This window comes from Arthrobacter sp. H5, from assembly GCF_000520595.1.
Classification (GTDB): Bacteria; Actinomycetota; Actinomycetes; order Actinomycetales; family Micrococcaceae; genus Arthrobacter_D.
Genome location: NZ_KI914980.1, coordinates 82,599 through 90,948, shown reverse-complemented (window position 1 = coordinate 90,948; position 8,350 = coordinate 82,599). Strand labels below are relative to the sequence as shown.

Here is an 8,350-nt window from a genome sequence, read left to right as displayed (position 1 = left end):
GGGTTGTGTTCAACCAGGACCAGGCAGGCCCACGGATCGAGCGACAGTTCGGTGCCGCGGGCGTGTTGGACGCCGGCAGCAGGGTCGGAGACGACGGCCGGGACCACAGCCGTCGCGGAGTTCGAACTCCAGTTGTGAAGGAACCAGATGCGGCGCTCCTGCGCCGTGCCGGAGCTCACCGTGATCGATGGCGCGTGCTCCCAATGCCCGGCTATGGCATCCGGGGCGACCCACCTGAGCAGATCCGCTGCCATCACCGGATTGGGTAACGTCCCCACGGTTGTCACGCGTCCGGTTCCCATACTGGAAGTGGTTACCGCTGCGAAGCGTCCGAACTCGGGATGGACGTAACGGACGAGCACTTCCGCTCCGCGCGCTTCGAGTCCGTCAATCCACAATGTGCCCCTGGCTCCCTCCGAGAGCGCCATATCCCCTTCGACCGCGAGTGAAATGTCGGTGTCCAGGTTTGAATACTCCTCGTAGGACACACGGGCCGCTTCCGCGAGCAGTGGCGGCGCAACAGCCAGGCGAGCCCGTGCTTCCTCATCGCCGTAAGCGGTTCGGATGCCGATTACAAGGTGCCCTCCCGCGGCGGCATAATCTCGGAGCAGATTCAATAAGTCGTCGGATGCGGTGTATAGCCCGGGAACAATTAGAACGGGGTGCTCGGCTGCCAGCTCGCTGGCACTTGCATGCACCAGTTGGACATCATGCACCACCCGGGCCTGACGCCCCGATTCGATGACGCCGCGGTAGAAAGCGTCGAAGATGCGCTGGTACGCCCGGCGATCCGGCTGCCCGCCGTCGTTCAACGGAGGGAAAAACTCCATCGCCCACTTGCTCGGGTTGCTGTAGACCAGGGTGGCATCCGCGTCGGGAACGTACCCGTCCAGAACGGGCCCGAGCTTCTTAAGTACACCTCCGATTTCCGCTACTTCCCGATACACGCGTCCGGGCTGTTGGCTGTGGGGCAAGATGCCGCCCCAGTATGTTTCTGTTCCCGAGTGAAGCGTGTGCCAGTGCCAGTATTCGACCATAGCGGCACCCCTGGCGACCAGCGCCAACGCAGCCTGGCGGAGCTGGCCGGGGAAAGGGGGATAGTTCTGGTCGCTGCCAGAAATCGACTGGGCGTTGGTTTCGGTGACTAGATAGCGCGCCTGCTTCGAAGAATATAGTCGGTCGGCCTGACGCATCAGCCCCCAGACCCCGCTCGTCGTCCAGTCCGTCATGGGGTTGTGCGTAGTGTCGAACCTTAGGTGGTCCTGTACCCCGTAATACGGGTTGCCCGCGGTGACATCCAAAACGCCGGTCACCGAGGCGTCGTCCACTGCCGGCCGCGGGTAGGCAATGCAGGTGGTAACAAACTGGTCCTCACGGGCGTACTCCCGCACGATGCCGGCCTGCCAGGCAATAAACTCCGTGGTGAGCTCCGCTTGGTAACGCCGCCATGCGAGGTCGTACTGGGGCACCGTATTCCCTTCGGGCATCCACAGTTCCGCCCAGTCGCTAATCCGGTGCGACCAGTAGGTGAGGCCCCACTCGCGGTTGAGCGCGTCGACGTCACCGTAACGGGCCTTCAAACGGTCCACGAACCGCACAAAGCTGTGCCGGCCGTGAAAAAGTTCCATTCCCGGCTCATTGTCCAGTTGGAAACCGATAACTGCAGGGTGGTCAGCGTATCGCTCGACGATTTTGCGGATGATTCGCTCGGCATGGAAGAGGAACGCCGGATGTGAATAGTCGACTTCCTGGCGCGCTCCCCATGGAACCCGCTCACCCGTGCGCCGTTCTGCCGCAATTTCGGGGTGTGCCCGCTGGAGCCACGGAGGCACCGCGTACGTCGGCGTGCCCAGGATGACGCCAATGCCTCTTTGGTGGGCGCCATCGAGGACGGGCTGCAGCCAATCCAGATTGAACTCCCCGTCCGAAGGTTCCCAGGTGGACCATACGGACTCACCCACACGGATGACGGTGAAATTCGCCTCGGCCATCAGGTCCAAATCTTCGGTGAGACGCGGAACTGGCTGGTATTCGGTGTAGTAGGCGGCACCGAAAAGTATCCGGCCGGCAAGATGCGGCGAGGGGGGCAGTTCTGCCATCGCATGGACTCCATTGATCCGTCGGGAAAGCTGCCTGTATCGGGCAGCCAGTTAGCCTCGTTACCGGTAACAAACGATGAGTAGGATCCTAGCCCGGGAGTGTGCCGCGTCACAAGGGCTAAGCAATAACTTCTTCAGACAGGGGCAACGGCGGCCCTCCTAGCCGCCAGCTGCAGGGCTGGAGGAACTCCGGACCACCAGTTCGGGCAGCACAGTCACGGGCTCGGGCAAAGCATCGGTGTCACCGATAAGGGTGAGCAGCTTCTTAAGCGCACTTCGGCCTTGGCAACGGAAGTCGAGGCGAACGGTCGTCAAGGGCGGGTCGAAATACGCCGATTCGGGGATATCGTCGAAACCGACCACGCTGACGTCTTGTGGGACAGCGATGCCTCTCTCGCTGAGCGCTCTCAGGACCCCTAGGGCCATCTGGTCATTGCTGGCGACGACCGCAGTCACTCCCCGGTCGAGAGGGATTTCCAAACCCGCGCGGTAACCGCTGGCTGCGGACCAGTCGCCGTTTAAGGTGCCGACGGATTCCAGTCCGTGCGCCTCGAGGGCCCGGTGATATGCGGCCGTCCGGTTTCGCGCCGACAACCATGCGCGAGGGCCCGCCACATGAAACAGGCGGCTGTGTCCTAACTCCAGCAAGTGGTCCGTGACCAAGCCCAGCGCATGCCCATTGAGGCTCGTGTTCCGGCCGGGAAGCAGGTCATCGGATTCCGTCTCCACGTAGATCGGAACCCTGAATTTTGACGACGCCATGACTTCATTGAGGCGGTCGGTGGGAGCGAAGGCCAGGATTCCGGCGAAGTCCTGTTGCGCCAGCAGGGCGACTGCTTCAGCGATTGCCCGCTCATCCTCCGGGTCAAGGCTGACGATGTCCAGCAAGTAGCCCGCCTCGCGCGCAGAGTCGCTAGCGGCCTGCACAATTTTTGACGGCCCTACTTCCTGCAACTCATAAACCAGAGCCCCGATTCGGCGTGACCGGTTGGTGGCCAAGGATCGAGCAGCGAGATTTGGGCGGTAGTCCAGTTCCCTTAACGCTTGCTCGATGCGGGCCCGATTTTCGGGCCGGATGCCCGAGCCGCCTTTGAGTAGGCGGGAAACCGTCTGGTGCGAAACATCAGCTGCTCGCGCAACGTCATAGATGGTCGCTACCCGGCGTGAGCGCGCAACGTCTCCCGCAGGTCCGGCGCCGACGATAGGCCCGTCCACAGCGCATTTCTCCCAACCGCGCCCGCAGAGGCACCTGCTCCGACGCTCGTGGAACATAGACTATCGCTCACTCAGTCCCCGGAGGGGTGTTCTGCAAACCCTTTCCACAGACTCCCGTGACCACCGGCAGCTTGACGTTGCGGGCGTCGGATCTTTCCTGAAGGGTCTGGGAAGTCCTCTTTCTGGCTGCACCGGTTCTAGGGTGTGTTGCTAAACTCCTGATTTGATCCAGATGAGGGCCGAGGCGAGGGTGACGCCAGCGAGGTAGCTGCGTGCTGTTTTGTCGCTTCTGGTCGCGATGCCACGCCATTGTTTGAGCGGGTTGAAGCAGCGTTCAACGACATTTCAGCCTTTGTAGGCTTCCCTGTCGAAGGATCGGGGCGTCCGCCTCTGGAACCGCGCCGACCCTGCCCACTTCCTTTTATGAACCCGACCGCTTTAGCGGCGGGAGCCTCTTCCCCGGGTTTGATTGCGGTGTCTAAACCTTGATCCACCGATGTGGATCGGGATCCTTGCGGCGTTTTAGACCGAGAAGGCTTCTCTTTTCACGGAAAATGAAGCTTGTCTAGAACTCATTTTTCCCCGAAAAGAGAGGCATTTCGTAGATGTGAGTTTCCCACAGGCCTGCCGCGGTGTCAGTTTCCTTCGACGAGCCGAACCTCGTGGCGTCGGCCGGGCTGCTCCCGATGATGGTGTTGGGCCGGGACGCCGGGCTGCAGGAGCTGGCCGACGACTGGCTGTCGGTCCCGACGGACAAGGGCGCGAATGCCGGGCTGAAGCTCGCGTCCCTGGTAGCCGGGATGGTGGCAGGCGCGGACAGCATCGATGACATGGCCTGCTGCGCCACGGCGGAATGGGCAGGCTCTTCACCGCCTGCTACGCGCCCTCCACCCTGGGCTCGTTCCTGCGGGCCTTCACGTTCGGTCACGTGCGCCAACTGGACGCGGTCGCCTCCCGTTTCCTGGCCAACCTGGGGACCCGGGCACCGCTGCTCGGTACCCCCGGGGCGGAGGACTTCGTGTTCGTCGATGTTGACGACACGATCATCGAAGTCCACGGCTACCAGAAGTAGGGCTCCGGCTACGGGTACTCCGGGGTCCGCGGGCTGAACGCCCTGCTGGCCACGGTCTCAACGAAGGACACCACCCCGGTAATCGCCGCCCAGCGGTTGCGCAAGGGCGCGGCGAACTCTGCCCGCGGAGCGAAACGCCTGATCACCGACGCCCTCTCCACCCTCAAACGACTCCAGGCCGGAGGGCAGAGCCGCGGGCGGGTGCTCTGCCGGTTCGATTCGGCCTTCTACGGCCATGCAGCAGTTTCCGCCGCCCTGGCCGGCGGGGCGGAGGTCTCGGCGACCGTACGCATGGACCCGGCCGTCAAACGGGCCATCGCCGGGATCCCGGAGAAGGCGTGGGAAACGATCGAATACACCGACGCGGTCTTCGACGAGACCACGAACACCTGGGTGTCCCGGGCCGAGGTCGCCGAAACCAGGTTCACCGCGTTCAGCTCCCGCAAAAAGACCGAGCAGATCACCGGCCGGCTGGTCGTCCGCCGCATCCCCGATCTGAACCGGAAGGCCAGCGACGGACAACCAACGCTGTTCGACACACACCGGCACCACGCGTTCTTCACCACCGTGGACGCCGCGGTCACGGCCTATAACCTCACCCGGGCCGCCGGAATCCTCGCCGCGGGCCCCTTCGGCAAGGCCCGCACCGGCACGATCCGCCGCAAACTCATCCATGTCCCAGCCCGCATCGCCACCAGCGCCCGACGCATCCGCCTTCACTTGCCCGAAGCCTGGCCCTGGAAAACCGATTGGGAAGAGCTCTTCACAATCGTCCACGCCCCACCGGAAGGGGCATAGAACCCCGCCAACCAGCCGGAAACGGCCCGACCAGGAACATCCAGTGGAACACCAGCGCCAGCGGGGCCGGATGATTAACCACGCCCAAAAACACAAACCGCAGCCAGCCCCGAATCACACCCGGGACCGGCCACGGATCGGTGGGCTCGCTTACCCCCGCGGCGGCGCCGTCGACTCCCTCACCAGGAGCCGCGTAGCAAGTTCGATGCGCGTCGAATCGGGCTGCTGCCCGTCGATCTGACGCAGGAGGGTCCGGGCGGCTGCCCGGCCGATTTCCCGCAGTGGCTGTTCGATCGTCGTGAGCTGCGGCATGGTCTGCTCCGCGAAGGACGTGCCGTCAAAACCGACGATGCTCAAGTCCGCTGGCAGTGTCATCCCGCGCCGACGCGCTTCTTCCCAGACCCCGATCGCAATCGTGTCGTTCGCCGCGAAGATCGCGGTGGGCGGCTCAGGCAGCTCCAGCAGCTGAGCCAGCCCCTGGATTCCGAACGTCCTGGTGAAGTCCCGCGAGATGACGTACTCAGGACGGGCCTCGATACCCCGCCCCGACAGCGCCGCCATGTAGCCGTGTTGGCGGTCCTGGCTGCACTCGGCACGTACCGGCCCACCCAAGTGGGCGATGCGCTCATGACCGAGATCCAACAGGTGTTCCGTGGCCGCCTTGCCGCCCGCCCAGTTAGTGGCACCCACGCTGACGACGTCGGCCCCGGGAGGATTGAGCGGATCAACCAGGACCACGGGGATTCCCCGTTCCTGGAAGGTGAGGATGTCGCTGCGTCCCCACTTCGAGGTGACCAGGAGGAGTCCCTGCCTCCCGGCGTCGAGCATGCGGCGGACACGTTCGGCCGCGCTGACTGCTTCCAGCGACATTGCGGAAAGCACCACCTCCGCACGGTTCTCGCTGGTGCACTCCAGAATCCCGTCCATCACCTCGGTGTAGTAGGCGGTGGTCACGCTCTCGACGACGACGTCGATCATTATCGAATCGGTGCGCCGCCGCGGAGCAGGCGAGCGGTAGTTGAGGCTGCGCATCACCTCCAGCACCCGGTCACGGGTGGCTGCGGCGACGTCATCCCTGCCGTTGAGAACTTTCGAAACTGTCGGTATGGAGACTCCGGCAATTTCCGCCACGGAGGCGAGCGTTGCTTTCGGCGTTGTCGTGTTGGTGGTCGCCACCGCTTCCTCTTTCGGTTGATGGGAATTAACTTTTATCGGCAAGTCTATTGACCCCGCCGGTGTGATGCAGATAACTTTACACACATCGGAACATTTTTCGAAACATTTCGAAACTCAACCACAAGCACTTCACGACAACAGCCTCAATTGACCGGCGCCAGCGTAGGCCCGGGCCCGAAGAAGGAACTCTCGAATGAAGAACCACAAGCTCTCCGGCATAGTCGCCGTCGCGTCCACACTGACCCTCACCCTCACACTGGGCGCCTGCGGAACCAGCGGCCCCCAGGACACCACGGCGAGCGATGGCTCACCCACCATGTGGGCTCTGACGGGCGGAAACGAGGCTGTCACCGGCGCCTCGGTCGAGTCGTGGAACGCCGACCACAGCGACGCGGCGATCCAGCTGGACTATTTCGCGAACGACGCCTACAAGACCAAGGTCCGCACCGCGATCGGTGCCGGTGAAGGGCCGACGCTCATCCATGGTTGGGGCGGTGGCGTACTGAAATCCTACGTGGATGAAGATCACGTTCTGGATCTGACCTCATTCCTCGAGGAGAACCCCGAGGTGAAGGAACGCTACATCCCAGCGGTCTTCGACAACGGGGTCATCGACGGCACCAGCTACGGACTGCCCTACACGGGCATGCAGCCGGTGGTCATGTACTACAACAAGGAACTCTTTGAGCAGATTGGTGCGGAGCCACCCCAGACCTGGGATGAGCTGATGGACCTGGTTCCGAAGTTCAACGAGGCCGGCATTGCGCCCTTCTCCCTCGGCGGCCAGTCCAAGTGGCCCAACCTGATGTGGTTCTCCTACCTCGTGGACCGGGTCGGCGGACCCGAGGTGTTCCAGGCCGTCCTGGACGGCGAGGAGGACGCGTGGTCCGACCCCGCCGTCATCGAAGCCCTCACCAAGATCCAGGAACTCGTCGACGCTGGCGGCTTCATCAACGGCTTCTCCTCCGTAGCGGCCGACGGCGGCGCTGACGCTGCACTGCTCTACACCGGCAAGGCAGCGATGCTGTTGCAAGGTGGCTGGGTGTACCAGACGTTGAAGAATGACGCTCCGGACTTTGTGTCCTCCGGCAATCTGGGCTACCTCCAGTTCCCCGCGGTGGAGGGCGGAAAGGGGGACCCGGAGAACATCGTCGGTAACCCGACCAACTTCTGGTCGGTCTCCGAAACCGCGACGGACGCGCAGAAGGAAGCCGCACTGGAATACCTGAAGGATGGCGTGTACAGCGAGGAGTATACCCAGGATCTGATCGAATCCGGCGCCATCCCGCCGACCGTCGGCGCAGAGGAACTGCTCGCGGAATCCGAGGACAAGGAGTTCCTGACCGAGCTCTACGGCATGGCCACCGGCGCCCCGAGCTTCCAGCTCTCCTGGGACCAGGCGCTCAGCCCCGAGCAGGGCAGTGCAATGCTCGCCAACCTGGACCGCATCTTCCTGGGAGAGATTACTCCGGAGCAGTTCGCGGAGACAATGAACGGGACGCTGGGCAAGTAAATGGCTCTGCTGACCGAAACCCGGTCGACGCGGCCGGCCCAGGGAAGGCGCAGCGCCGCCTCCCTGGGCTGGTTCGCCGCCCCGGCGCTTGTTTTCTTCGTTATTTTCGCGGTCATCCCGCTGGTGGGAGTGATCTTCCTCAGCTTCACGAGCTGGAACGGGCTGGGTGACATCACCCTCACCGGCTTCGACAGCTGGGTGACCGCCCTGGCCAGCCCCGTCACTATGAACGCGCTGTGGGTGACGGTGAAGATCATGTTTTTCTCCCTGATTGTGCAGGTTCCGATCAGCATGCTCCTCGGCGTTTTCACGGCCGGAACACAGCGCTACCGGGCCCTGCTCGCGGTCATCTACTTCGTGCCGCTGCTGCTTTCATCAGCCGCCATCGCCATTGCGTACAAGGCGCTGCTGGATCCGAACTTCGGCGTGGGCCCCGGCCTTAACCTGCCGTTTCTGGCCCAGGACTGGCTGGGCAAT

The 8,350-nt window shown here is 63.3% G+C and carries 4 protein-coding genes and 3 pseudogenes; 3 read left to right on the top strand and 4 right to left on the bottom strand.

The features are described 5' to 3' along the window. The 3 genes and pseudogenes from Y708_RS22810 to Y708_RS28100 form a co-directional block, all read right to left on the bottom strand. A partial coding sequence (locus Y708_RS22810; RefSeq protein ID WP_081746466.1) for a beta-galactosidase occupies positions 1–2,099 on the bottom strand: 2,099 nt, incomplete at its 3' end. Between the two features lie 159 nt (positions 2,100–2,258). Further along, complete coding sequence (locus Y708_RS0104340) at positions 2,259–3,314, bottom strand: LacI family DNA-binding transcriptional regulator (protein ID WP_051478592.1); 1,056 nt, start codon at positions 3,312–3,314, stop codon at positions 2,259–2,261. Positions 3,315–3,524: 210 nt separating this feature from the next. Next, positions 3,525–3,659: pseudogene (locus Y708_RS28100) on the bottom strand (IS5/IS1182 family transposase); the annotation flags it as partial. A 341-nt stretch (positions 3,660–4,000) separates the two neighbouring features. Here Y708_RS28100 and Y708_RS22805 point away from each other — a divergent pair. Next, positions 4,001–5,184, top strand: a pseudogene (locus Y708_RS22805) (IS1380 family transposase). A 150-nt stretch (positions 5,185–5,334) separates the two neighbouring features. On the opposite strand, the gene Y708_RS0104330 reads toward Y708_RS22805, so the two are convergent. Continuing rightward, a complete protein-coding gene (locus tag Y708_RS0104330; protein WP_028278978.1) occupies positions 5,335–6,360 on the bottom strand; it encodes a LacI family DNA-binding transcriptional regulator in 1,026 nt (341 codons plus the stop codon). A 193-nt stretch (positions 6,361–6,553) separates the two neighbouring features. Here Y708_RS0104330 and Y708_RS0104325 point away from each other — a divergent pair, with 193 nt between their 5' ends. Continuing rightward, positions 6,554–7,873: an extracellular solute-binding protein gene (locus Y708_RS0104325; protein ID WP_035775233.1), complete on the top strand. Its 1,320-nt coding sequence runs from the start codon at positions 6,554–6,556 to the stop codon at positions 7,871–7,873. Then, positions 7,874–8,350, top strand: a pseudogene (locus tag Y708_RS29605) (sugar ABC transporter permease); the annotation flags it as partial. It lies immediately after the preceding gene.

Bases quoted from the DNA above. Each gene is read 5' to 3' on its own strand.
- Y708_RS0104325 (WP_035775233.1), top strand. From the start codon at position 6,554: ATGAAGAACCACAAGCTCTCCGGCATAGTCGCCGTCGCGTCCACACTG.